Below are 24,733 nucleotides of genomic sequence, written 5' to 3' on the forward strand. Positions count from 1 at the left end.
CTGAAAATGAAATAGAAAAATCCTGTCTCACATTCAAACCGTGAGACAGGATTTTCTAATACTCAAGTTGATTATCTCGTTTTTTTCTTTTTTTCTTGTCTGTTAAATCATAAATAACAGGTATGAGGATTAATGTTATAAAAGTGGAAACGGATAGACCGAAAACGATAACAATGGCCATCGGCTGTTGAACTTCTGTTCCTTCTCCGAATCCTAAAGTAAGAGGAATTAATCCTAATATGGTCGTTAAGGCGGTCATTAAGATCGGTCTTAATCTAGTTGGACCTGCTTCGATAATAGCATCATAAGTAGTTAACCCCTTATTCTTTAGTGTATTAATGTAATCAACGAGAACAATTGCGTTATTTACCACAATCCCTGTTAAAATCAAAATCCCAATAAGTGAACCAACGCCAACAGGTTGGTTTGTTAAAAGCAGACCTGCAATAATCCCTATGGCTGTAACCGGTACAGAAAACATAATGATAATTGGATAGAAAAAGGATTCAAAACGGCCTGCCATAACCATGTAAACGAGAATAATAGCTAAGGCAATAGCCCCTCCTAATTTGAAAAAGGCATCATTCATTTGCTCATTTTGGCCGCCAAATGAAATGCGGTAACCACTTGGTAGAGTTGGACGTATTTCTTCTTTTAGTCTTGTCTCAATATCTGCAATAACACTACCTAAATCTCGATTTAATATATCGGCTCTTACGGTTACTTCACGTAAACGATCAGCTCTTCGAATAGAGTTAGGACCTTGTCCGCGTTCAATAGTTGCAACAACGTCTAGCGGTATTCTTTCTCCAGTAGGAGTATCAATTAAAAGCTGTTTTAATTTGTCGACAGAAGCCGTAAAGCGATCCTCGACTTGTAATCGAACATCAATCTCTTCTCCATTTCGAGCTAGTCGAGTAGCAACCACTCCCCGTGTTGCATTTCCTATTGTGTTGGCAATTTGAACACTGCTGACTCCATATGTTGCAGCTGTCTGTCGATTTACAACAACGGTTACTTCAGGATTTCCTTCGGTGTAGTTGGAAGAAGGTTCTCGCACGCCGTCTATCCCAGAGATACTTGTTATAATATCATCTGTAACTCTCCTTAATGTTTGTAGCTCTGGACCTTTAACGGTAATGGATACGGGACTATCAGAAAAGCCAGTATCACTAGCTGAGACAGAGATATCTGCGTTTGGAATGACTTGAAGCCGTTTGCGAATATCTTCGGCGATGACAAGGTCAGTTCGATTTCTCTCAGTTACATCCTTAAGTAATATACTGTAAGAAGCTCTATTCTCTTGAGATCCTGCTCCAATCGTGAAATTATCAGTTCCTCCTACCGTGACAAAGGATAGATCAATCTCAGGGAGAGGTTCAAGTTGTTCATCAATCTCTTTTGCTGTTTCATAGGTAGCTTCTAAAGAAGTACCTACTGGCATCCTAACATCTACACTAATAAAGCTCTGATCTTGGGCTGGGAGAAATTCTGTTCCTAGAAAAGGGATGCAACAGAGGGCAGCTACTAGAAGTGTGAATGTTGAATAAAGAATCGTTTTGGGCTTCGCTAATGCGGTTTTCAATATCCGTTCATATAGAGCCCTAGTTCGATCAAAGCCTCGTTGAAAAGCGGATGCATCATCATTGATGTTCATGAAAGTTGATGATAGCAAAGGCACAATAATAAGCGCTGTAATTAAAGAAGCGAGCAATGAAAAGGCAACTGTAATGGCGAGCGGTTTAAATAATTGAGCTGCTAATCCTTCTACAAACACAATGGGGAGAAAGACAACAACCGTTGTTAAAGTTGAAGCAACGATCGCTCCGCCAATTTCATTTGTCCCATTTATAGATGCTTCTTTTTTTCCTTCTCTTAATTGCCTTTTACGATATATATTCTCAAGAATTACGATCGCATTATCGACCATCATTCCAACACCTAAGGCAAGGCCACCAAGCGTTAAAATATTTAATGTTTCTCCATAGAAATAAAGGAAAAGAAACGTAGTAATAATCGAAATAGGAATAGAGAGCCCGATAATAAGGGTACTTCTAATATTCCTTAGAAAGATATATAAGATAAAAGCTGCTAAAACACCACCAATAACAATGTTCCAGGTGACAGCACGTATCGATTGTTCAATAAAACGACTTTGATCGAAAATCGCTTGAATTTCTACTCCTTCCGGTAGAAGGGTTTTTAACTCTTGTATTTCCTTTTTGATATTTCTTGCAACGGTTACTGTATTAGTTCCTGAAGCTTTCAGTACCGATAAGCCGACAGTAGGTTTTCCATTTAAATAGCTTTGCTGTGAAATAGGAGCTGTTGATTCAACAATTGTAACCATTTCTCCAAGTGGGATTAAACCTTCTTGAGTGGTCACGGGTAAAATTTCAAGATCATAGACGGAACTGAATTCTCCGGTAACTCGAATGGGTAAACTTTGATTAGCATCTTGGATTTGCCCACTCGGTATATTAAGATTTTCACTTCCAATAACTTGTTGTAAGTCCGTTAAACTCAGTCCATAATTAGCAAGTTTCTCGGGGTCAACATTAAGGCGAATTTCTTGAGTTGTTCCTCCTTCAATCTGAACAGCCGCCACTCCATCAATTGAATCAAGTCTTGGTTGAATCTCATTTTCAATTAATTTTTTTGTTTCTGCGATATTTGACCTTGGCTCTGTTACAGCTAGCTGAGTAATGGGAAGCATACTTGGGTCAAAACGCATCACTTGAGGTACAGAAACTCCAGCTGGTAATGTTTCACGAATTTGGTCAATTCGCTCCCGCATGGTCAGTGTAGCGAAATCTAGATTTGTTCCCCAATCAAAGGAAACAAGGATTAAAGCTCCGCCAGTTCTAGATGTAGATGAAACAGATTCAACGTTTGGGATGCTTGCCATCATTTCTTCAATTGGACGGGTAATCAGCTGCTCAATTTCTTCTGGACCAGCCCCATCATAAGAAGCAGTAACTGCTACGACAGGAAAATTTAGTTCGGGAAACAAATCAACAGGAAGATTTTTTAATGAAACTGTTCCTAAAATAAGTAAAAGGACGATAACCATTGACATCGCTACTGGCCGTAATACGGAGAATTTTGCTAAATTCATTGATGTTCACTCATTTCGAATCGTAATTTCAGCACCATCTGTTAATCGTTCCTTACCAGTGGTGACAACTTGGTCATCCTTTTCAACACCAGAAACCACTTCAATCAAATCTCCTTCTCTTGTACCAAGCTCTAATGCTTGTCTTCTTACCGTATTATTTGTTACGACAAAAACATAGGGTTCACCATTTTCGTATAATAGGGCATTGGCAGGAACAACTAACGTTTCATTAATCGTTTTTAAATCAATAACAGCATTTGTTCTCATTCCGCCTTTCATATTTAGGGATTCATTGTTCAATGGGACTAGGACTGAGAATGTATTTGACTGTGGATTAGTGACAGGGGAGATGCTAGAAATGGTCCCTGTTTGAATGTCATTTATTCCTGGAATTGAAAGGGTTACTCGTAAACCAGGAGAAAGTTTGGTCACTTGAAAGCTATTAACCGAAAACGTTGCGTCTATTTCCGCCAAATTAGAAATGATTGCTAAAGGTTGGCTAGGTAAGGCAGTTTGACCGACTGTTACATCTAACTGTGAAATAACTCCAGATATAGGTGCTGTAACTTTTGAAGAGCGAACCATTTCTTCTGCTTGTTGAACGGCAAGTTCGGCATTTTGGATTTGTACTTCAAGTTCCATCGTATTAATCGGAGTAAAACTTACTGAACTAGTTGCTTGTACTAATTCCGCTTGATTCAGGGAGACCTCGAGCGATGTTTGTAATAGGTCAACAAGAGAATCTTCAAGCTCTTCTCGGTTCAAGTCATCAATGAGTGCACGTGAACGGTTAATGGAGTTTTGTAATTCCTGTTGTAATTCTTGTAAGTTACTGTGATTTTTTTCGATCGAACGATTTATCTCCCTTGCATGAGCTAGACTTTGCTTTAGTTGAGCTACTATATTTTGAGCTTGGTTTAATTGTCTAAGAGCTTCGGTATCATCAAGTGTGAGCAGTAATTCACCAAATTTTATTGCCTGCCCCACCTTAACATGAACCTCCTTGACTTCAAGTGGCAAAGTCGTTATTAGGGGTACTTGATTTCGTGGCAATAAATGCCCTGATAGTTCAAGGACTTGATTAATCGAATTTTGACTTATTTTTTCTACTTCAACAAGGAGACGTTGGCGTTCAACTTGATCACTTGTGATATCGTCAGTGACACAAGCTGTAATAGAAAAAAGAATGAACATAGTGAATAACCATTTTTTCAAATAAGCTCAGCTCCTAGTAATAGGTAATTTAAATAACACAAACTTGCTTGATAATATATTGAAAAAAAACTCACTCTTTATAAAATGTGACAATCATGTGACAAGTATGAGTCTAAAAAGAGAATAGTTTAAAATGACTAAATAAACATATTTGTTTAGAAATGTTTTTTTTGTATAATAGGTTTATAATGTCATGTAAAGGGTATTACATTATTATTGTATAACTTAATTTTCTTTGTTTAATGTATGTATAAGTATAGTGGTGTTTTGTATATACAAAACTTAAACAACGGAGTATAATAAAATGTGTGAATGACATTAAGATCTCAAACTTGAAAGGAGAGGTCCGTTATATGGTTACTTTGTTAACATCACCTAGCTGTACATCTTGCCGAAAAGCGAAAGCGTGGCTAGAAGAACATAATATTCCCTTTGAAGAACGAAATATCTTCGCATCTCCACTAACTATTGAAGAAGTAAAAGAGGTAGTTAGAATGACTGAGGATGGAACGGATGAAATTATTTCAACTCGTTCTAAAGTTTTTCAAGAATTAGACGTAGAGTTAGAGGCATTACCATTACAAACTTTATTTAAGATTATAAGCGAGAACCCTGGTTTGCTACGCCGTCCCATTATTTTTGATGAAAAACGTTTGCAAGTTGGATATAACGATGCAGAAATTCGTCGTTTCCTACCAAGGAAAGTACGAACGTTCCAATTACAGGAAGCTCAACGCTTAGTTAATTAATAAAAACCCTTCTACATCTAAAGTAGAAGGGTTTTTTGTAGAGTTATTTCCAAAAGGGGGTTTTTCCTTTTGGAAATAACTCTATGCAATGAGCGGAACCGCTGCAATCTTTTAAGGCCTTTATAAGCGTTCTTCTCATAAAGGGCGCGCAGCGAGAGAAGCCATTGCCATCGTGAATAGGCAACCAGGGTTTAAAAGGGCGGTTTTTCTAATCTTAATAATCATTTAATGACCTTTGTATACTTCATACGAAGAGCGCCAGTAAGAATGACGCCTATTATAATCACAATCTTAAAGGCAAACGTGAAGAGAGGATGCTGACTAAATAAAGGAGATAGCATTTCCTCATGAGTTATCATGCGACTAGCTGTATAGGCAAGGATGCCGGCTCCTAAGTAAACAATAATAGGAAAACGGTCAAATACGGTTAAAATTAATTTACTACCCCAAATGATGATAGGAACTGAAACGAGTAGACCGATCATTACTAATAAATGATCACCATGGGCCGCTCCTGCTACAGCAATGACATTATCAAAACCCATGACCAAGTCTGCGATTAGAATAGACTTGATGGCACTCCAAAGATTTGTTCCTCCTTCGATATCACGATTATTAGTTTGATCAGATAATAGACTGTAGGCAATATAGACTAAAAGAGATCCACTTATAGCTAGGAGGAAAGGAATTTCTAATAGTTGTACGGCAACGACTGTTAAAGACATTCTTGTTATCAAAGCTAATCCAATGCCAAGGACAATTGCACGATTACGAATTTCTTTTGGCAAATTTCTACAGGCGAGCGCAACAACGATGGCGTTGTCACCTCCTAAGATTATATCAATACCAATAATAGTTAAAAGAGAGATAAAAAAATCAGTTTCCATAATTTAGCATCATCCTTTGGCTCATCAACATTATTTCTTTCATAATGATCATTAACACCTCATACATTTATCAGTAACACTCGCTAATTACTTGTATGGAGCTTGTCTGACCCTATTACAAACAATATGGTTTCGGTAATGAAAATATGACGAGAAACAATGTTTTTTAAAAAATATGATATAATCCAGTTTTTAGATTTCCAATTTCGGTGAATTTATCATAAAATAAGAGTAAGCATCTTATGCTGATGAGGAAATGAAGTTGCCCACAAGATTCTTATAAGTTAGGAAGGTAATTAAACACAAATAACGAAATAGTATTTAAGGAGTTAGCTGTGTGCAACGTTATCCTTACTAAGGACTTGAAGGGGGTTAGCTATATACCTCATCACAATTTAGTTGAACCGACCATTACTGATTAGGAGGGAGAGCGAAAATGGATATTGAACGCGTCAATGATACGACCATTAAGTTTTATATTACGTATACAGATATTGAGGATAGAGGCTTTGATCGGGATGAAATTTGGTACAATCGTGAGCGTGGAGAAGAGCTCTTCTTCGAAATGATGAACGAAGCAAATGATAAAGATGATGAATTTGAGTTAGATGGACCTTTATGGATTCAAATTCATGCGTTAGATAAAGGGCTAGAGATTGTTGTTACAAGGGGTCAAGTTTCAGATGGGAGTGTAAAACTAGAAATACCGGTGTCGGACAAAGATTCAGGAGAGTCAAACCTTGTTGACCTGATGGCTGGAAACGAGGAAGACGAATTAGATCCTACGAATGACCATCTTGAAATTGTTATTGGATTTAAAGACTTTGAAGATGTTATCTCACTGAGCCACAATTTCATTATTGCTGATTTATATAACGAATTGTATCATTTTGAGGGGACCTATTACTTGCATGTACTCTTTAACGATGAGCGTTATAACGAAGACGAGCAGGATGATATGTTAAGTCAAATGCTTGAATATGGTTATGAATCAGATATTTCGATATATCGTATGAAGGAATATGGTAAAGAGATTGTGAAAGAAAATGCCTTACCGGTTATTCGAGAGTCATTTTCAAAATAAAAGAGAATCTAATGGGCGATGAACATGGTCGATCTCGTTTGTTTATTTTAAATTATGGGAGGGGGGGATCTTTTTTAAGGATCACCCCCTTTTTTTAGGTAGCGAAGTAAATAGAAAATATTAATTGAGCGGGAGAGTATAATGAGAAATCAGTTGAATATTATGGTGTTTTTGGCCTTTCTTTTGGCATTTCTTTATATGACAAGGGGGTACCTAGAAGGTTGGGTTGTAGGAGCACTGAGTGTGGCCTTCTCATTATCGGTTTTGTTTATTGCTGTTGTGATCTTCTTTGAGAATCGTCATCCAACCAAGACGTTAACTTGGTTATTAGTCTTAGCTGCTTTTCCGTTACTTGGATTCTTCTTTTATTTACTGTTTGGTCAAAACTATAGGAAAAACCGTTCTTTTTCGAAAAAAGCGATTCACGATGAACGAGCCTTTCAAAAAATAGCAGGACATAGACAATTAAACGAAGATCAAATGAAAAAAATGGGTGGACATCAACAATTACTTTTTCGATTAGCCCATCGCCTTGGCAATAATCCAGTTTCTTTTTCAACGGAAACGAAAGTGCTTACTGATGGAAAAGAAACCTTTGCTCATATCTTACAGGCTTTGAAGTTAGCGGAACACCATATTCACCTTGAGTATTATATTGTTCGTGATGATGAGCTTGGTCAAGAGGTTAAAGACATTTTGATTGAGAAGGCCAAGGCTGGAATTGAAGTCCGTTTTCTATACGATGCAGTTGGTAGTTGGAGATTGTCCAAATCATATATTCAAGAATTAAAACAGGCAGATGTTGAAATGGTAGCATTCGCACAGGTGAAACTTCCTTTTCTTAATCATAAATTCAACTATAGAAATCACCGGAAAATTATTGTCATTGATGGTGTTATAGGATTCGTTGGTGGTTTAAACATTGGTGACGAATATTTAGGCAGACATTCTTATTATGGTAATTGGCGAGATACTCATTTATTTGTTAGAGGAGAAGGAGTTAGCACCTTGCAATTGATTTTCTTACGAGATTGGTTCTATCAAACAGGTGAAACAATTTTAAACCCAACCTACCTCACACCTACACTTAAATCAGTTCATGCTGATGGTGGTGTGCAGATGATTGCAAGTGGGCCGGATACCCGCTGGGAAATAAATAAAAAACTTTTCTTTTCCATGATTACATCAGCAAAGAAATCGATTTGGATAGCTAGTCCATACTTTATACCCGATGATGATATATTAAGTGCCTTAAAGATTGCTGCATTAAGTGGAATTGATGTGCGTTTACTTGTTCCTAATCGCCCAGATAAGCACATCGTTTTTCACGCGTCACGCTCTTATTTTCCTGAATTATTAGAAGCAGGAGTTAAGGTATATGAGTACAATCGTGGCTTCATGCATAGTAAACTAATAATTGTCGATCATGAAATCGCATCAATTGGAACATCTAATATGGACATGCGTAGTTTTCATTTGAACTTTGAGGTGAATGCATTCCTTTATCGTACGAAAAGCGTGATGACTCTGGTTAGTGACTATGTTTATGATCTAGAACATTCCAATCAACTAAGTTATCAGTTATTTAAAAATCGATCTATTTTTCATCGCATTATTGAATCAACATCAAGGTTATTGTCGCCATTGTTGTAGGTCACTACCCCATTCTCTGCAACGGTAGTGGCTTTATCGTTCTCTTAAAATGTTTTCATAAATTGAGAAGGAATTCTGGTATTGGAAGGCGAAATATAATAGGAGAATAGCTTAAATGGAGGTGGATTTGTGTTTATTGCAAAATTTAAAGATGGTACAGTAATCTCTTTAGTGGATGATTGGCGACTGGATGAATTGAAGGAGCTTCGTAAAAAAAGACAATTTTATTGTCCAGCTTGTAGAGCGACTGTTCAACTAAAACTTGGTACAGCGAGACTTTGGCATTTTGCTCATCAGCCTCATGTAGCGTGTGTCGAATCTAGTGAAAATGAAAGTCTCTATCACTTAAAGGGTAAAAAACTTCTCTATCAGTGGTTGAAATCACAACAAGTTGAAGTCGCATTAGAATGCTATCTACCAATAATAAGGCAACGTCCGGACCTCTTATTTCGCTTCAATCACACTCTCTACGCACTAGAATATCAATGCTCCCCTATTGAAACGACTCTCTTAGAAAAACGTACTCAAGGCTATAATCAAATTGGTATTATCCCTATTTGGATTCTCGGTGGGAACAGGTTAAAACGCTATGGACCACATACCTTTACCCTTAAATCCTACGAATGGTTATGTACTCAAACGAGTAAGAACCACTTTTTTCATCTTACCTATTTTTGTCCAGAACAAAACCGCTTTGCACAACTACATCAAATTACTCCATATTCTTCTACTAAGTTTTTGGCTTTTTATCATGAGACCCCCCTTCTTAAAACATCTATTAACTCTATTGTACAACCCAACATACACACTAAAAGTAAGATGTTTGAAAAATGGATTATTGTTAGAAAGAATTGGCGCTATAAAAACTCTTCTCCCTATCCTGCAAAAATGGAAAGAACTATTAGAGAGATTCTCTACAAGAATGGTGTACCACCAAGTCTTTTCCCAATTGAAACGGGTTGGCCGACCGCTTACCATTACCTCATTTCATCATCTCCTTACTATTGGCAACTTCTCCTTCTTTTTGAATGTTTACAACATCAACCACTAAATCGACCTTTCTCTAGACAGATTGTAACTCAATGTCTGTTTCCATATATTGAAAAAAGATGGCTTATGCTTAGACAAACGTCTGAACCTTGGACGAAAGCAATAGATGGCTTTCTTCATTTTCTTACTCGGATTGGATATTTAGAAAAAGTAGAGTCAAACCAAGGGATGTTTAAGAGAATAAGAAATCCGATGATTCCAACAAATGTAGAAGAAGCTATGCAACTAGACCAATCAATAAAGCTTCGGTCATGAATTCAAGCAATAGAGGAGGGTACAATAAAGGAATAAGTGGTTAAAAAACGAATATATAGGTAGAAGGGTTACCCTTGATTTAATTTGGAGGTGCAAGTGTATTGTCAAAAACATTACAAAAACGTGAAGAGGTGCCTGTTGAAAAAACATGGGATCTTGAGGCTATTTTTACTAGCAATGAAGAATGGGAAAAGGAATTCAAAGAAGTCCAGATCATTCTCCCTTATTTAGAAGCCTGTAAAGGAACACTAGCGGAGTCAGCTGTAACACTCTTTGTTGCGCTTGAAAAACAAAATGAGATAGCAGAAAAGCTAGGAAGAGTGTATACGTATGCTCATATGCGTTATGATCAAGATACGACCAATTCTTATTATCAAGGATTACATGACCGAGCGGCGAGTCTTGCTTCTCAAGCAGGGCAAGTGGCTTCTTTCATTATTCCAGAATTGCTCTCCATAGATGAATCTAAAATTGAGCGTTTTATGAGTGAATATGAGGGCTTGAAGGTTTATAAACAAATGTTTGCAGAATTAAATGAGCAAAGAGCTCATGTGTTATCTGAAAAGGAAGAATCGATTTTGGCTCAAGCGAGTGAAGTAATGAGTAGTCCTAGTAATACATTTGGAATGTTAAATAATGCTGATTTAAAATTTCCAACTGTTAAAGATGAGGATGGAGAAGAGGTTGAGATCACACATGGTCGTTTTATACGATTGCTAGAAAGTGGTGATCGAAGAGTTCGTGAAGAAGCATTCAAAGCAGTTTACAGCACGTATGATAAGTATAAAAATACATTTGCTTCTACGCTAAGTGGTCAGGTTAAAAGGGATTTATTTTATGCGAAGGTGCGTAAATACAAATCGGCTAGAGAAGCCGCTTTAAGTAACAATCATATTCCAGAAGTTGTTTATGACCAGTTGGTTGAAACCGTGAATAACCGCTTAGAACTGCTTCATCGTTACGTTCGATTGCGTAAAAAGGTATTGGGTGTAGAGGAATTGCATATGTATGATCTTTACACGCCATTGGTTAAAGATGTAAAAATGGAGATTGCATATGAGAAGGGAAAAGAGCTTGTAACAAAGGGAGTTGCCCCTCTAGGTAAAGAATATGTTTCTACATTAAAAGAAGGATTTGAAAAACGCTGGGTAGATGTTGAAGAAAATGTTGGTAAACGAAGTGGCGCTTATTCATCTGGTTCTTATGGGACCATGCCTTATATTTTAATGAATTGGCAAGACAATGTGAATAATCTATTTACTCTTGCCCATGAGTTTGGTCATAGCCTACATAGCTATTATACGCGTAAACACCAACCGTATCTTTATGGGGATTATACCATTTTTGTAGCGGAAGTAGCCTCGACTTTGAATGAAGCGCTATTAAATGATTATATGGTTAAGAATACGAATAATTCTAAGGAAAAGCTTTATTTGCTTAATCATTTCTTAGAAGGTTTTAGAGGGACGGTCTTTCGCCAAACGATGTTTGCAGAGTTCGAACAACAGATTCATGAAAAGGCAGCGAGTGGTGAGGCGTTGACGCCAGAGTTATTGACAAAGACCTATTATGATTTAAATGTGAAGTATTTCGGAGAAGATTTAGTCATTGACGAGGAGATTGGTTTGGAATGGGCAAGAATCCCTCATTTCTATTATAATTTCTATGTATTCCAATATGCTACTGGTTATAGTGCGGCAGCAGCTTTGTCTAAACAGGTACTTGAAGAAGGAGAAAGTGCAGTTACTCGTTATTTAGATTTCTTGAAATCGGGAAGTTCCGATTATCCAATAGAGGTATTGAAGCGTGCTGGTGTTGATATGACATCGTCTGCGCCAATTGAACAAGCATTAGCTATATTCGAAAAAACGTTGATTGAAATGGAACGATTACTAGAAGAAACCAGTTAATGTGAAAAAGGTGACCTGACTGGTCACCTTTTTCAAAGGATAAGTAGAGTTTAAGAATTAAGATCAAAGCGGTGTGAGAAGTTAGTTCGAGTTGCACGGCTTATAGGAGAATTCTAAGAAAAACGGTGGAGTTGTCTTTTCTTAACGAAAGCCTTTAAATCGCTTTTGAGCAGCAAGAGGAGAGAGAGTAAAAGCGATAGAGCCGATTAAAAAGGGGATCGATATCCAAAGTGGAAAAAGGCTCATTAACGATAAAATGTAGAAATAATAACTAATTATTGTTAAAAGTATTCCAATGATGATGATAAATCGAATCATTAAAAAAGCCTCCTAACACAAGTCATCTAGATAATATAATCTATGATGACTTGTTTCATGTTAGAAGGCTCAAGTAGGGACTACCTGAATTATTTTAAATAGCGCCAAAAAATTCCGTACTTAACAGGTACTGATTCTACTTTTTGTTGGAGCATCAAAGCTTTTAAACGTTTTTCAGCTTCTTCCTCTGAAATGTTAAAGACGACTGATACTTCAATGGTTGCAACTAATTCAAAACGTATTAAAAATTCTTCTAAAGTAGATGGTTTGGCAGGCGTAGGTTTAAAGCCAAGCATGTCTTCAATAATTTGAACATAAACGTGATAAGGATAATGCCCTGTTACTTTGATTCCATCGTCTTCAACATTGGCATTAAAAAAGACAAAGGTTGGTACGATGTCGACACCCATTTCGTTCGTTGTCTTAATATCATGTTGAAGGGCTTTAGAGGCTGTTTTAGAAGAAAGATCGTTTTTAAATTCTGTTACATCTAAACCAGCCTTTTCTGCACAATCGATTATGACATTCTGCTCCGTGATGTTTTGTTTATTTAAAAACAATGCTTCCCTCATTTTTCGCAAAAATCGTGCACCGAGTTGGGGACCTTGCAATTCCGCTGCTTTAATTGCTACTGAAGCTAAATAAGGAGAGTGCCACTCATGTTCTAGCAATACGTCCCCATCACAAGACATCCCTGTTTTCGTAGCACTTTCTTCCCAAACTGAAGCGATCACCTGCTTTTTAGCCGTTAAGCCTTTTGTTGTATTCTTACATACATTCCAAGCTTGTAAACGTCCAGCAACAAGGGTACGAATGCGAAAATAACTGCCATATTCTACTTGTAGTTTTTTTAGCATTGGTTCAAATGCCCAACAGTCAGCACAAAGTGGATCAATAAATGTGTATAATTCAATGGGTTTATGACGTTTATTAAATGGTTGCTCTGGATCTAGACCACAAACGCCAAGTTGATTGTCGCAAGTTGAAGGAGTATCTTTCTGGTTCAATGGTCGTTTCTCCTTTCTACGATGATTGATTTACCATGTGATGCGCGGTCATAGTTAGACGTTCAATCATATAATCACGAATTGGTCCTTGAATATTGATCTCATCCATTGCCTTTTTCATACAGCCAAGCCATGCTTCTGCTTGAACAGGTGTAATGACAAATGGCATGTGACGTGCTCTGAGCATCGGGTGTCCATGTTCATCACTATATATAGTAGGACCACCAAGAAATTGAGTTAAAAATTGTTTTTGCTTTCGGGCCGTTTCGGTTAAATCATCTGGAAATAGATGAGCAAGATCAGCGTGTACTGATACCTTCTCGTAGAATGTATCGACTAATAAAGAGAGGACTGCTTCTCCACCTAAAGCCTCATAAGGTGTTTGATTTATATTTGTCATAGTCATTCTCCTCTGTGTTGGAACTCTTTATCATATTGTAGCAATATGAAGTCTGTTCAGCAAATTTCCTGATTGAGGATTACCAACATAAAAAAAGAAACTGCCTTCTTCTATGATAGAGGAGGCAGTTTCTTGATTTACGCATTCATATAAGAACTATAAACTTTTGGAACATAGGCTTGTGTTTCTTTAAAGGGAGGAATTCCGCCGTGACGGTCAACATTCCCAGGACCTGCATTATAAGCAGCTAACGCTAGGCGAACATCACCGTTATAACGATCAAGCATTTGTCTGAGATATTTTGCTCCCCCGTCTATGTTTTGTCCAGGATGATAAATGTTTTGAACGTTTAGACCTCTAGCAGTAGCAGGCATGAGCTGCATGAGCCCAATTGCACCCGCATGGCTTTTAGCATTAGGATTGAAGTTTGATTCATGCTTAATTACTGCGTGAATAAGCTTCGCATCTATATTGTATTTTTTAGCAGCAGATTCAATAAATGGCTGGAAGCGAGTTTCACGATCGGATAAAGTATCAGTCCAAGTAGAATCCGCTTGCTTAACTGTTTTTAGAGTATCGATTTGATTAATAGATGAAGCGATCACTTGATCTAATCGACTTTTTAAAGTTGGATCAAGGAATAAGTCCATGTTTCTTGATGGGGCTGTTGTTTTTTGAAAGCGGCTCAATTGTTCTTCAAGGAATTGAGAAAATATTGACTCAACCATAGTCGGTTGTTGTGACTTAGATGAAGATAAGCCCTGAAAGGATTGAAAGCGATTTATCTGTTGAAGGAAGGATAGATCCATAATTACACCTCGATTATTATATCTAAGTCTATCATAGCAAATGATTGTTAACTGGACAATTGGTTGTTGATGATTTCTTTATTTCTCACTTTGTTTTTGATTCTTCAAATTAAAAAAACGCCTGACTTTGTTTTCAGTAGCAAGTGGGCTAAGTTGATAGTTGGAGAGTATCATCGAAAGTGTAGAATTAGCATGTTCCTCTGATTTACCTTCATATTCAATCTCATAGTCAACTTGGTCAAAATAACTGCTTTTATCAAAACAAAGAATGCCACCCTCATATTCAAATTCAATTCGACTTGTTGTTAAGGTGCCTTGAAACTTAAGTTGGTCAACGGGTATTTCAAGTTGAATGAGTTGATTCATCACTTGTCCATCCGGGAGTTTCCCTTTTGCTTGAGCTAGTTGCCATTCTTGATAAGACAATTGCTGATGAGTTTCCAATTTTCCTACTTTAAAAGGCTGTTTTAACGTTAATGTGAACGTCCGAGCTATTTCACGAATGCGCAAACCTGATTGCTTTCCCTTAAGTGAGAAATTCGGGGTTTCAAAATAATGATTATGCTGTACGACCGCATCCGTTTCTTGCAGTCCAAACCCTTTTAATAACAGATGATAAGCTCTTTCTGTAAGCATTGATTTCACTTCGATTTCTACTTCTTGTGACATAATTACACACCTTTTCTATTGAGAGAAAGAATCTTCTTCTCATTCATTTAATAATAGCTTGTTAAAAAATAGCACGATGCTACACTGTTATTAGTATAGCAGGTGTTTCTATGTTTAAATGTTATAATTTGTTTACTAATCACGCTAGAACAGATAGTCATTGATACGTATTTCAAGTTGAACTATGTTAAAATAAAGTGAAAATCTTTCGTTGGAAGGCATAGGTGGAGGTACATAATGAAGAAACTAACAGTAAATCAAATTAATGAAGGAAAAGAATTATTTATAGCTTCAGTGAGTGAAGAAGTGGATGTGGATTTGGCTAAGTCTTTGAGAGCGGGAGATAGAATGCTTGTAGACTCAGATGGTTTAGCTTTTATTTATATACTTGAGGATGATTCAAATTTTTATTATTTGACTTTTAAGCAAAATACTTGGACTTCTTTAAAGAAGGTTACTTTAGAAAATGTAAGACTTGTTCTTGATGTTGGTAACAACGTACAGATTGAATTAACGTCGATTTTGGAAGAGCTTGCATTTTTAACTGAAAATATCGAAGGTAATGGCAATTATGGTGAAGCGATGGAGAAGGCCGTACAGGAAGTCTTTCATTAATTAAGATAGGAATAAGCAGAGTTTATGCTCATTGATTCTATGGACGGTGATGTTATGAGTAACTGGAATATTTTCTTAACACCTTATAAACAGGCTGTTGAGGAACTAAAAGTTAAATTAAAAGGAATAAGGAAACAATATCAAAAATCATCTATGCATACACCTATTGAGTTTGTAACGGGAAGGGTAAAACCGGTTTCAAGTATTCTTGATAAAGCGAAACGAAAAAACGTTCCACTTGATCAGTTAGAAGAACAAATGGAAGACCTTGCTGGGGTACGTATTGTCACACAGTTTGTAGAAGATATTGAAACAGTAGTTAACTTAATACGAACAAGAAAAGACTTTGAAATCATCGAAGAAAGAGATTATATCGTTGAAAAGAAACCAAGTGGTTATCGTTCCTATCATCTTGTTCTTCGGTACCCTGTTCAAACGATTGAAGGAGAGAAAAAAATTCTAGTTGAATTGCAAGTCCGTACATTAGCGATGAACTTCTGGGCAACGATTGAGCATTCGTTAAATTATAAATATAGCGGTGAAATTCCAGAGGATATAAAAATGAGGCTGCAACGTGCGGCAGAATCAGCTTTTCAACTTGATGAAGAGATGTCCATCATTCGTGACGAAGTAAGAGAGGCACAGCAGATCATCACGAAGAAACAAGAACAGGGAAGGAAGCTGTAGATTGGAGGGAGTTCATGAAATTTTCGGTAACATCGCGCGGCGATGACGTATCAAATAAACTTCAGCAAAGAATCAAACGATATTTACTCGATTTTGGGTTGAAGCATGATGAGAAAGAACCAGAAATGGTGATAACGGTTGGCGGAGATGGAACGCTTCTACAAGCTTTTCATGATTATTGTGATCGTTTAGAGGATACAGCTTTTGTAGGGATTCATACCGGGCATCTTGGATTTTATGCTGACTGGGTTCCTGAGGAAGTTGAAAAGCTTGTCATACATATTGCAAAAACCCCCTATCAGATAGTAGAATATCCACTGCTTGAGGTAGTTATTAGACAAGAGGGAGCTCTCAATTCAGAGCGCCATCTCGCGTTAAATGAATGTACAATTAAAAGCATAGGTGGTTCACTTGTTTGTAGTGTAGACATAAAGGGAGAAGCGTTTGAGGTATTCCGTGGAGATGGGTTATGTATTTCAACTCCTTCGGGCAGTACAGCTTATAACAAAGCATTAGGGGGAGCGATTCTTCATCCATCGCTTGCATCCATACAAGTTGCTGAAATGGCCTCTATCAATAACCGAGTTTATCGAACAGTTGGCTCACCGCTTGTCTTACCACAACATCACACTTGCTTGCTTAAACCGTTAAATGATATAGATATTCAAGTTTCCGTTGACCATTACATACTCGATCATCGAAGAGTGAAATCAATTCAATGTCGCGTAGCTGAAGATAAGGTACGTTTCGCAAGATTTCGTCCTTTTCCGTTCTGGAAAAGAGTAAGGGAGTCTTTTGTTCGTGAGTAACTACCTAACAACACTAAAATGGAGAGTCGATGCCGATTGGAATAACCAACTGCTTCGGCTCTTCTTAAGAGAGCATTGTCATATATCTAAACGAGCACTAGCCGATATTAAGTTTAATGGTGGACTTATATTGAGAAATAAACAAGAGGTCACTGTTCGTGCTTTTCTTCAAGAAGGGGACGTAGTAATGGTTTGTCTTCCAATTGAAGAAGCAAGTTTGTCTGTCTTTCCTGAATTAATCCAATTAGATATCTCATATGAAGATGATCATTTACTTGTCATCAATAAAAAAGCCGGCATGCCAACCATTCCTTCACGCGAACATCCATCAGGTACTTTAGCCAACGCTGTTCTCGGCTATTACAAAGAGAGGCATCATCAAGCGACCTTTCATGCAGTAAATAGGTTAGACAAGGATACATCCGGATTGTTAATTGTTGCTAAGCATCGCTTGGCTCATGACCGGCTTTCTAAGCTTCAAAAAGAAGGAAAGTTACTGCGTTTCTATACGGCGATTGTAAGCGGATATGTGACAAGTGACACAGGGAAAATTGATGCACCAATTGGGCGTGATCCAAATAGTATCATCGCGCGAACTGTCAGAGAAAATGGAAAACAAGCGGTTACCCATTTTCAGGTAATATCTCGTCGCTCTCAAAAGACATTGGTTGAAATCAAGCTAGAGACAGGTCGAACGCATCAAATAAGAGTGCATTTCACCTTCATTGGGCACCCCTTGCTTGGGGATGATTTATACGGTGGGACTAGAGAAGATATAAATCGTCAAGCTCTTCACTGTCACCAAATTACGTTTCAACATCCATTTGAAGATAGGGTCCTGACGATTAAACAAGAAATACCAGAAGATATGAAGAACTTGTTAGTGACAGAGGAGGTATAAATGGGAAAAATACCATGTTAGGAAATCAGTAAAAAGCATGTAAGGGTGTGAAACACACCCTTACAGCTATTTCGTTTACTATTCATTTGTCACTTGACTAAGCGTATGTTCTGCGATGACTTGATCGCTACTATCATAAATTTCTACACGGATAGAGTTCACCAAATCTTCCTCGGTGACTTCTGCTTCTAAGGAGAAGGCTTCTGCAATAAAATAACTTGAATCCGAACTTAGGCGAAAAAGTTCAGGATGCCCTTGAGAATCTAGAAAAAGAAAGTCGTTTGTGCCACCAAGTGCATTTTGTACGACTGGTTGCTCTACAACAAAACGAGCATATAAATTATCTGCGGGTAATGGTCCTCTGTTTTCGAGTCGAACATAAAACGAAACCATCTCAAGTTCCTCATCATAAATAATACGGGTTTGTTCAGGGTCTATTTCAATTGAAACTTCTGGACCACATCCGACTAATAGAAAAAGACTAAATAATAAAATGAGGATTTTTTTCATTTTTTAAACACCTCTTTAATTTTCTTCGTTACTCATCATAGCTTCGGAACTTATCTTCAAGTAGAGGTTGAGAAGAAGGTACTTGAACGACTGTCATCTCAGGAAATTGCAAAGCCGATAAGGCGCCACCAAATACACAACCAGTGTCAATATTGACTGTCCGGTGAATAAATCTAGGTTCTTTGACAGGAGTATGGCCGTAGACAATCCACTCATCTCCTTGATGATGCTTGGCCCAATCTCTTCGCACTGGTGTACCATCCTTATTCGTTTCTCCCGTTATATCTCCGTATAGAACAAAGGTTTTAACGCGCTTGTTCGTTTGCCCAATATAATCGGGCCGAATTCCAGCGTGTGCAATGACGAGTTCCTTGTCTCCTAGAACATGATAAAGGGGAGAACGCTCTACTAAAGATATGAATTGTTGTCGAACTCTTTGATAGTCATTCTTAGCTAGGGATTTTAACTCAGCGACTGTAGTCTCTAACCCATGGGTTATTTGAACCTTTCTTCCTAAAAAGTATCTGTATAATTTATCACAATGATTGCCAGGGCAATAGAAGGCTTGGTTTGATTCAACTAGCTGCGAAACTAGTTGAATCACTTCGACCGAGTTAGGTCCACGGTCTGTTAAGTCACCTACAAACGCTAATTTTCTGTTCTGAGGATGTTCATATGTATCATCTATTTTTTTATAACCTAGTTTTGCGAGGAGCGATAATAACTCTTCATAGCAACCATGAACGTCCCCGATAACATCAATTTTCATTAAGATCTCTCCTTTATGACGTTGATAATCTCCTACAAATAATAGCTTAACCAAAGATCGATAAGCAATGAACAATGATTGAACATTCATACTTATTTTCTAATGACATAGACTTCGAATTTAATCGATTTCAATAATTATAATTGTTGACATGCTGATGGTGTGTTCTTTAATATGTAAAGAATCATTAAGGAAATGGGGTAAAGAAGCATTATCCTTTTAGAAAAAGCACTAATTGTTTTCTGAAGTCATGAATCCTTTTAGGAGGGTTCCGCAATTCACCTTGTAGATGGATCAAAAACACAAATTATGATTGGTTTATACAACCTTTAATAAATAAAAAAGTAAGGGAGTGAAAGCCATTGATCACACAACCTGTTACAAATCCTGTTCTTATTTTTGCTATAGCAATGCTTGTCTTTTTAGTTGCTCCTCTTATTATGGCAAAATTAAGAATTCCAGGGATTATTGGTTTTATTTTTGCCGGTGTTATTATTGGACCAAATGGTTTAGGTATACTTGATCGAGACCCTACGATTATCTTACTTGGAACAGTTGGACTTTTATACATTATCTTTATTGCAGGGTTAGAAATTGATTTAGAAGGCTTCAAAAAATATCGAAAAAGAAGTTTAACTTTTGGAACTATGTCTTTCACCATTCCTTTTATAATAGGGACGATTGGCGCCTATGTATTAGGATATTCAGTAGCAGGGTCTATACTTCTTGGTTCTCTACTTGGATCACATACATTATTAGCCTATCCGATTGCAAGTCGATTAGGTATATCTAAAAATAAAGCTGTAACAACCTCGGTTGGTGGAACGATTATGACTGATACATTAGCTCTACTTGTATTAGCGATCGTCGCAGGTTCCATGCAAGGAGCGTTGACGCCAAATTTTTGGTTTACTTTAATTGTGTCCTTAATAGTTTATGTTGCGGCTGTTTTCATCATTGTACCCATTGCAGCAAAATTCTTTTTTCGTACACTAAGTAGTGAAGGAACAATGGAGTATATATTCGTTATGACGGTTTTGTTTGTTTCTGCATTTTTTGCAACTGTGGCAGGACTAGAACCAATCATTGGGGCTTTCTTGGCGGGTTTAGCCTTAAATCGTTTTATCTTTGAACAAAGTCCTTTAATGAATAGAATCAAGTTCATCGGTAATTCGCTATTCATTCCTTTTTTCCTGTTATCGGTTGGAATGTTGATGGATCTAAGAATTTTATTTAATGATCCATCTGCTTGGATAAAGGCTGCTCTAGTTGTATCGCTAGTTATTATTGGTAAATTTTTAGCTGCTTGGATTGCTGGGAAAATCTACAACTATTCTCTCGAGGAAATTAAGTTAATATTTGGCTTAACTATTCCTCAGGCGGCTGCGACTTTAGCTGCGACTTTAGTTGGGTTTGACTTAGGGTTATTTGATCAGGCAACGGTTAATGCGATCATTGTGATGATTTTGGTTACGTGTATGATTGGACCTTATACGGTTGAAAAGTTTGCTAGAATAGTTGCCATGAAGGAAGAGCAAAAACCTTATGAGTTTTCATCAGCTCCTGAGAGAGTGTTAGTACCAGTCGCAAACCCTCAAACGATGGAATCGCTTATGGACTTATCTTTTATTATACGTGGTCAATCACCCCAGCCACTTTATACGTTATCTGTGGCTCAAGGTGGGAAAGAAAATTCAGCTTCAAGAATTGTGGAAGCTGAAAAGTTATTAGGTCACGCAGTAACTTATGCAGCGGGGGCAGAAATTCCAATACATATGCTCACACGCGTTGATACCAATATAACGTCTGGCATCATACGCGCGATGGAAGAATCTCGAATTACAACAGCGGTGATAGGTTGGAATGGTAAGCTCTCAACTCCACAAAAGATTTTTGGTGGCATTTTAGATCAACTTCTAGAACGAACAACACAAATGATACTTGTTTCTAAATTAGGGCATCCACTTAATACAACAAAAAGAATTGTTATTATTATTCCTTCTGGTTTCGATCATAAAGAAGGATATTATCAGTCTGTAAAGGTGATAAAACTTATAGCTAATCAACTAGGTGCATCAATTACTTGTTATGTCGTAAAGGATAATCTTAAGAGTTATGCCAGAAGTTTTAATGAAATTAAACCAGATGTGAAAGTAACGATGACGAGCCTTATGACTTGGAATGAATGGCATATTACGTATATGCCATTTTTACAAACTGATGATGTTGTGTTTGTCTTTAGTGCTAGACGAGGAACGGTTGCATGGCATCCACAACTCGAGCGTTTACCTCGAGTATTAGCTCATTCAGGTCCTGAGAGCTTTGTTATGGTGTACCCTCCAGAAACAGAAGAGGTAGATTTACGTGGGACGAGAGGAACGGAGCTACCCAAAACATTCTTATCGAAAGGTTCTTATGAATAAGAGAAAACAGGGAGTCGTCTCAGTTGAGGGGATTTCCTGTTTTAAGTTTGTGATTGTTATTTAAGAGGGTGGGGATTCTACATACTGGTAATTTTTTTGAATGAAGTTTAATAACCAGGGAAACCTAGTTAAAAAGGGAGGAAATACTTATGTCAGATATAACAGTCATTTGCCCTAATTGTCAGGATCAAAAGCCGATTTCTAATTTATTAACGGCTCAATCAAACCAAAATATTATTTATAAATGTGAGAAATGTCAGTATGAAAAGAAGAATATCCAAACAAAAAAGGGATAGTTAATCTTTTGTTGAACTATCTAACAATGAGTTGGTGTGCTATAATAATTAGTACTTGGTATTAATAACTACTCATAATGGAGGAGAAAAAATGATTCAACTTTCTTTAAAAGAACGTACATATGTAGTCATGGGGGTTGCTAACAAACGAAGTATCGCTTGGGGGATTGCTCAATCGTTAGCAAATGCAGGGGCAAGGTTGATTTTTACATATGCAGGTGAGCGTTTGGAAAAAAATGTTCGTCAACTTGCAGAGACATTAGAACGACAAGATCATCTGATCTTACCTTGTGATATCACAAGTGATGAAGAGATTGAAAAGACATTTTCACAAATTAAAGATGAAGTCGGAACCATTCATGGGATTGCCCACTGCATTGCATTCGCCAATAAAGATGAGCTTGAAGGGGAGTATTTAAATACGACTCGTGATGGTTTCTTGCTTGCTCAAAATATTAGTGCGTACTCTCTTACAGCTGTTGCAAAAGTGGCTCGCACGCTGATGACGGATGGGGGAAGCATTGTCACCCTTACGTATCTTGGTGGAGAAAGAGTCGTTCGTAACTATAACGTGATGGGAGTTGCCAAAGCTTCACTTGATGCGAGTGTGAAATATTTAGCCAATGATTTAGGGAAAGAAAACATTCGTGTCAACGCGATTTCGGCTGGTCCCATTCGTACATTAGCAGCTAAAGGAATCGGTGGCTTTAATGATGTGTTAAAAGAAATTGAAGAACGAGCACCATTACGTCGCACAACGACTCAAGAAGAAGTAGGCGATACCGCTCTTTTCTTAATGAGTGATCTATCACGTGGAATGACAGGGGAAATGTTACATGTGGATAGCGGCTACAATATCTTATCAATGTCATAAAAAAAAGGATACAGAAAAAGGGTGATTGTCACCTTTTTCTGTATCCTTTAATTTGGTCTATCTGTTTTTTTAGAATTACACCGTTTTTAATGGCCTAATAATAATAGTAGTGGTCGTTGTCTCTTTGCTGTTCACCGAAAGCGCCTGTTTGATAGAAAACCCATGGCCAAAATCCGCCTCCTGGAAATTCTCCTTGCCCAGGTCCTGGTTGCCATGGCTGCCACGGTCTAGGTGGTCTAGGTCTAGGCGGTCTAGGTCTAGTAGGACGAGGTGGAATTGGACCATAGTATGGAGCAATTCCGACTAAATCACTATGATGTACTTGGATGAATTGAGGTTGGTATGATGGTGCTCTGTACATGAACATGGAAACCATTCCATTACGGCGATTGTAGTCTGTTATATATGCCGTCACTTCACCATAATTTGGAATAGATGTGGTAACCCATTGACCGACATATTGAGCTACAACAGTCGGGGGTAAAAATTGAACGGAAGGACCTTGTGGACCGTACATGAACATTTCCTCCTTTTGTATTTACAGTATTCAAATTATCTTATGAGGAATGTTCTGTTAGGTGAGTGTCCACTTTAGGTTTTAGTAGAATAGTGAGGGATTCCAGAAGTCAGATTTGGCAATCAGTTTAGGAAGATATCTGTTTTGTAGAAAGTTATTTAAATTAGGCTTTTAATGGTTTGAAGAAGGCTACAACGATAAAGCAAAGGCTGTTATCATAGAAAAAATGATGACAGCCTCTTTAATTGTTTTGTGTTTATTTAAGTGGATGATGAGCAAGCCAAGGTTTTAATGAAACGGGTTCAGTTTGATAGGCTGGGTTTGGTTGAATTGGGCTTCTGTAATAAAAAGAAGTAACCATATGTCCTAAAGGATAAGGAGCATCCATTGTGCTTTGATCATTGATATCTTCAAAGCTAAAAGAAGGCTCTAGAACCGTTCTTTTTTCGTTTACTAATACTTTCATGGTTTTGATGGAGGGCTGTGGATTTTTTTTGTCTTGATCAAGTAGACCCATTTTTTTAACTATTTCTTGGTAGAGTTCAGTCGCTTCTTCAATCTTCTGAACCACTTCTTTTAACTTTTCTTTCGTTTGTTCCACTTTCTCACCTCATTTAAATTCATTTGTTTCACTGTCTGTAATTTTCTTTACTATACATATGTAGCTTATCCACATTTCATTATGAATTATTTTAAGTAATCATATATTTGACTGAGTGTAAATAGATTAAGAAGAGTGAGGAAAGGAGAGTGGATAATGTCTAAGCGAACTGCGCCATTATTATATATTTATCAACCGAAAGAGGTTGAAGTAGAAGCAAGCAATCAAGAATTCGTCTATAGAAAATTTAAAGTACATGTAAAACCATCACTTGAAAAAGCCGAGTATACATTAGATTCTAATTTGGAAGAGGCTTTCACTAAGCAGATGTCAGTCCTAGAGAAGTTAGAATATGTCATTACTAGTTCAAATAAAGATCAAGAAATTAAAATTGCAGTAGGAGAAGAAATTCATAAAGGGTATTTAGAAGAAGTAAATTCTCCTATCGTTGTATTACGAGTGTTAACTGAAGAAAAACCATTACAACTGAATTTAAAGGAGATTAAATCTGTACAAATAGGATAAGTAGCAATGGCACGTGCGCCGTTATCATTTATAGACCTACGAGTGAATGATAGTGGTGCTGTTACTGATTGTGGAGATGGTT

At 37.3% G+C, this 24,733-nt stretch carries 25 protein-coding genes; 13 read left to right on the forward strand and 12 right to left on the reverse strand.

Features of this window, described 5'->3' with window-relative positions:
* Nucleotides 1-55 precede the first annotated feature (55 nt).
* Both LDX58_RS10775 and LDX58_RS10780 read right to left on the reverse strand, forming a co-directional pair.
* Nucleotides 56-3,118 carry an efflux RND transporter permease subunit gene (locus LDX58_RS10775; protein ID WP_227936841.1) on the reverse strand — a complete coding sequence of 1,021 codons (3,063 nt, stop codon included), beginning with the start codon at nt 3,116-3,118 and terminating at the stop codon, nt 56-58.
* Between the two features lie 6 nt (nt 3,119-3,124).
* Entirely contained in the window at nt 3,125-4,333 is a 1,209-nt protein-coding gene (locus tag LDX58_RS10780) for an efflux RND transporter periplasmic adaptor subunit (protein WP_227936842.1), read from the reverse strand.
* Nucleotides 4,334-4,686: 353 nt separating this feature from the next.
* Here LDX58_RS10780 and spxA point away from each other — a divergent pair, with 353 nt between their 5' ends.
* Nucleotides 4,687-5,082 carry a transcriptional regulator SpxA gene (gene spxA / locus LDX58_RS10785; protein ID WP_035664923.1) on the forward strand — a complete coding sequence of 132 codons (396 nt, stop codon included), beginning with the start codon at nt 4,687-4,689 and terminating at the stop codon, nt 5,080-5,082.
* Between the two features lie 221 nt (nt 5,083-5,303).
* On the opposite strand, the gene LDX58_RS10790 is transcribed toward spxA, so the two are convergent.
* The gene (locus LDX58_RS10790) at nt 5,304-5,969 is read right to left on the reverse strand and encodes a TerC family protein (RefSeq protein WP_227936843.1); all 666 of its coding nucleotides are present in this window, start codon (nt 5,967-5,969) and stop codon (nt 5,304-5,306) included.
* Nucleotides 5,970-6,405: 436 nt separating this feature from the next.
* Here LDX58_RS10790 and mecA point away from each other — a divergent pair, with 436 nt between their 5' ends.
* The 4 genes from mecA (at nt 6,406) to pepF (ending at nt 11,921) form a co-directional block, all read left to right on the forward strand.
* Entirely contained in the window at nt 6,406-7,053 is a 648-nt protein-coding gene (gene mecA, locus LDX58_RS10795) for an adaptor protein MecA (protein ID WP_227936844.1), read from the forward strand.
* 141 nt (nt 7,054-7,194) lie between these two features.
* Nucleotides 7,195-8,706, forward strand: coding sequence for a cardiolipin synthase (cls, locus tag LDX58_RS10800; RefSeq protein ID WP_227936845.1), 1,512 nt, complete (start codon nt 7,195-7,197; stop codon nt 8,704-8,706).
* A gap of 129 nt (nt 8,707-8,835) precedes the next feature.
* Nucleotides 8,836-10,011 carry a competence protein CoiA gene (locus LDX58_RS10805; protein ID WP_227936846.1) on the forward strand — a complete coding sequence of 392 codons (1,176 nt, stop codon included), beginning with the start codon at nt 8,836-8,838 and terminating at the stop codon, nt 10,009-10,011.
* A 101-nt stretch (nt 10,012-10,112) separates the two neighbouring features.
* Nucleotides 10,113-11,921: an oligoendopeptidase F gene (pepF, locus tag LDX58_RS10810; RefSeq protein ID WP_227936847.1), complete on the forward strand. Its 1,809-nt coding sequence runs from the start codon at nt 10,113-10,115 to the stop codon at nt 11,919-11,921.
* A 141-nt stretch (nt 11,922-12,062) separates the two neighbouring features.
* Here the strand turns inward: pepF and LDX58_RS10815 are convergent, their stop codons facing one another.
* The 5 genes from LDX58_RS10815 to LDX58_RS10835 form a co-directional block, all read right to left on the reverse strand.
* Nucleotides 12,063-12,239 (reverse strand): hypothetical protein, encoded by a 177-nt coding sequence (locus LDX58_RS10815; protein ID WP_227936848.1) that lies wholly within the window; start codon nt 12,237-12,239, stop codon nt 12,063-12,065.
* 89 nt (nt 12,240-12,328) lie between these two features.
* Entirely contained in the window at nt 12,329-13,246 is a 918-nt protein-coding gene (locus LDX58_RS10820; RefSeq protein ID WP_227936849.1) for a ClpXP adapter SpxH family protein, read from the reverse strand.
* Between the two features lie 16 nt (nt 13,247-13,262).
* Nucleotides 13,263-13,646 carry a globin domain-containing protein gene (locus tag LDX58_RS10825; RefSeq protein WP_265416631.1) on the reverse strand — a complete coding sequence of 128 codons (384 nt, stop codon included), beginning with the start codon at nt 13,644-13,646 and terminating at the stop codon, nt 13,263-13,265.
* 137 nt (nt 13,647-13,783) lie between these two features.
* Nucleotides 13,784-14,455: a lytic transglycosylase domain-containing protein gene (locus LDX58_RS10830; protein ID WP_265416632.1), complete on the reverse strand. Its 672-nt coding sequence runs from the start codon at nt 14,453-14,455 to the stop codon at nt 13,784-13,786.
* Between the two features lie 78 nt (nt 14,456-14,533).
* Nucleotides 14,534-15,124, reverse strand: a complete 591-nt coding sequence (locus LDX58_RS10835) for a CYTH domain-containing protein (RefSeq protein WP_227936850.1) — start codon at nt 15,122-15,124, stop codon at nt 14,534-14,536.
* A 237-nt stretch (nt 15,125-15,361) separates the two neighbouring features.
* Between LDX58_RS10835 and LDX58_RS10840 the strand changes: the two genes are divergently transcribed.
* From LDX58_RS10840 to LDX58_RS10855, 4 genes are read left to right on the forward strand one after another with little or no spacing between them, the layout of a single operon-like run.
* A complete protein-coding gene (locus LDX58_RS10840; RefSeq protein ID WP_227936851.1) occupies nt 15,362-15,739 on the forward strand; it encodes a UPF0738 family protein in 378 nt (125 codons plus the stop codon).
* A 54-nt stretch (nt 15,740-15,793) separates the two neighbouring features.
* The gene (yjbM, locus tag LDX58_RS10845; protein ID WP_227936852.1) at nt 15,794-16,426 is read left to right on the forward strand and encodes a GTP diphosphokinase; all 633 of its coding nucleotides are present in this window, start codon (nt 15,794-15,796) and stop codon (nt 16,424-16,426) included.
* A 14-nt stretch (nt 16,427-16,440) separates the two neighbouring features.
* The gene (locus LDX58_RS10850) at nt 16,441-17,235 is read left to right on the forward strand and encodes an NAD kinase (RefSeq protein WP_227936853.1); all 795 of its coding nucleotides are present in this window, start codon (nt 16,441-16,443) and stop codon (nt 17,233-17,235) included.
* Nucleotides 17,228-18,136, forward strand: a complete 909-nt coding sequence (locus tag LDX58_RS10855) for an RluA family pseudouridine synthase (protein ID WP_227936854.1) — start codon at nt 17,228-17,230, stop codon at nt 18,134-18,136. Before LDX58_RS10850 ends, LDX58_RS10855 begins: the two co-directional genes overlap by 8 nt.
* 78 nt (nt 18,137-18,214) lie before the next feature.
* Here the strand turns inward: LDX58_RS10855 and LDX58_RS10860 are convergent, their stop codons facing one another.
* On the reverse strand, nt 18,215-18,646 hold the full coding sequence (locus LDX58_RS10860) for a hypothetical protein (protein ID WP_227936855.1): 432 nt from the start codon (nt 18,644-18,646) through the stop codon (nt 18,215-18,217).
* A 28-nt stretch (nt 18,647-18,674) separates the two neighbouring features.
* Complete coding sequence (gene prpE / locus LDX58_RS10865) at nt 18,675-19,415, reverse strand: bis(5'-nucleosyl)-tetraphosphatase PrpE (RefSeq protein ID WP_227936856.1); 741 nt, start codon at nt 19,413-19,415, stop codon at nt 18,675-18,677.
* Between the two features lie 362 nt (nt 19,416-19,777).
* Between prpE and LDX58_RS10870 the strand changes: the two genes are divergently transcribed.
* The 3 genes from LDX58_RS10870 to fabI all read left to right on the forward strand — a co-directional run bounded on the left by LDX58_RS10870 (nt 19,778) and on the right by fabI (nt 23,008).
* Nucleotides 19,778-21,838 (forward strand): cation:proton antiporter, encoded by a 2,061-nt coding sequence (locus tag LDX58_RS10870; RefSeq protein WP_227936857.1) that lies wholly within the window; start codon nt 19,778-19,780, stop codon nt 21,836-21,838.
* A 149-nt stretch (nt 21,839-21,987) separates the two neighbouring features.
* Nucleotides 21,988-22,134 (forward strand): hypothetical protein, encoded by a 147-nt coding sequence (locus LDX58_RS10875; protein WP_227936858.1) that lies wholly within the window; start codon nt 21,988-21,990, stop codon nt 22,132-22,134.
* A 91-nt stretch (nt 22,135-22,225) separates the two neighbouring features.
* A complete protein-coding gene (fabI, locus tag LDX58_RS10880; protein WP_265416633.1) occupies nt 22,226-23,008 on the forward strand; it encodes an enoyl-ACP reductase FabI in 783 nt (260 codons plus the stop codon).
* 94 nt (nt 23,009-23,102) lie between these two features.
* Here the strand turns inward: fabI and LDX58_RS10885 are convergent, their stop codons facing one another.
* Together LDX58_RS10885 and LDX58_RS10890 are read right to left on the reverse strand one after the other, a co-directional pair.
* Nucleotides 23,103-23,525: a hypothetical protein gene (locus tag LDX58_RS10885; RefSeq protein WP_227936859.1), complete on the reverse strand. Its 423-nt coding sequence runs from the start codon at nt 23,523-23,525 to the stop codon at nt 23,103-23,105.
* Nucleotides 23,526-23,781: 256 nt separating this feature from the next.
* Nucleotides 23,782-24,126 (reverse strand): hypothetical protein, encoded by a 345-nt coding sequence (locus LDX58_RS10890; RefSeq protein ID WP_227936860.1) that lies wholly within the window; start codon nt 24,124-24,126, stop codon nt 23,782-23,784.
* Nucleotides 24,127-24,282: 156 nt separating this feature from the next.
* On the opposite strand from LDX58_RS10890, the gene LDX58_RS10895 reads away from it, so the two are divergent.
* Nucleotides 24,283-24,651, forward strand: coding sequence for a hypothetical protein (locus tag LDX58_RS10895; protein WP_227936861.1), 369 nt, complete (start codon nt 24,283-24,285; stop codon nt 24,649-24,651).
* Nucleotides 24,652-24,733 lie beyond the last annotated feature (82 nt).

This window comes from Alkalihalobacillus deserti (assembly GCF_020734105.1).
Lineage (GTDB): Bacteria > Bacillota > Bacilli > Bacillales > Bacillaceae_D > Halalkalibacter > Halalkalibacter deserti.

Coding starts and splice junctions, on each gene's coding strand:
- LDX58_RS10825 (WP_265416631.1), bottom strand. CDS start 13,646: ATGACAAATATAAATCAAACACCTTATGAGGCTTTAGGTGGAGAAGCA.
- LDX58_RS10860 (WP_227936855.1), bottom strand. CDS start 18,646: ATGAAAAAAATCCTCATTTTATTATTTAGTCTTTTTCTATTAGTCGGA.
- fabI (WP_265416633.1), top strand. CDS start 22,226: ATGATTCAACTTTCTTTAAAAGAACGTACATATGTAGTCATGGGGGTT.
- prpE (WP_227936856.1), bottom strand. CDS start 19,415: ATGAAAATTGATGTTATCGGGGACGTTCATGGTTGCTATGAAGAGTTA.
- LDX58_RS10850 (WP_227936853.1), top strand. CDS start 16,441: ATGAAATTTTCGGTAACATCGCGCGGCGATGACGTATCAAATAAACTT.
- yjbM (WP_227936852.1), top strand. CDS start 15,794: ATGAGTAACTGGAATATTTTCTTAACACCTTATAAACAGGCTGTTGAG.
- LDX58_RS10840 (WP_227936851.1), top strand. CDS start 15,362: ATGAAGAAACTAACAGTAAATCAAATTAATGAAGGAAAAGAATTATTT.
- cls (WP_227936845.1), top strand. CDS start 7,195: ATGAGAAATCAGTTGAATATTATGGTGTTTTTGGCCTTTCTTTTGGCA.
- mecA (WP_227936844.1), top strand. CDS start 6,406: ATGGATATTGAACGCGTCAATGATACGACCATTAAGTTTTATATTACG.
- LDX58_RS10875 (WP_227936858.1), top strand. CDS start 21,988: ATGTCAGATATAACAGTCATTTGCCCTAATTGTCAGGATCAAAAGCCG.
- spxA (WP_035664923.1), top strand. CDS start 4,687: ATGGTTACTTTGTTAACATCACCTAGCTGTACATCTTGCCGAAAAGCG.
- LDX58_RS10895 (WP_227936861.1), top strand. CDS start 24,283: ATGTCTAAGCGAACTGCGCCATTATTATATATTTATCAACCGAAAGAG.
- LDX58_RS10775 (WP_227936841.1), bottom strand. CDS start 3,118: ATGAATTTAGCAAAATTCTCCGTATTACGGCCAGTAGCGATGTCAATG.
- LDX58_RS10790 (WP_227936843.1), bottom strand. CDS start 5,969: ATGGAAACTGATTTTTTTATCTCTCTTTTAACTATTATTGGTATTGAT.
- LDX58_RS10835 (WP_227936850.1), bottom strand. CDS start 15,124: ATGTCACAAGAAGTAGAAATCGAAGTGAAATCAATGCTTACAGAAAGA.
- LDX58_RS10815 (WP_227936848.1), bottom strand. CDS start 12,239: ATGATTCGATTTATCATCATCATTGGAATACTTTTAACAATAATTAGT.
- LDX58_RS10885 (WP_227936859.1), bottom strand. CDS start 23,525: ATGTACGGTCCACAAGGTCCTTCCGTTCAATTTTTACCCCCGACTGTT.
- LDX58_RS10830 (WP_265416632.1), bottom strand. CDS start 14,455: ATGGATCTATCCTTCCTTCAACAGATAAATCGCTTTCAATCCTTTCAG.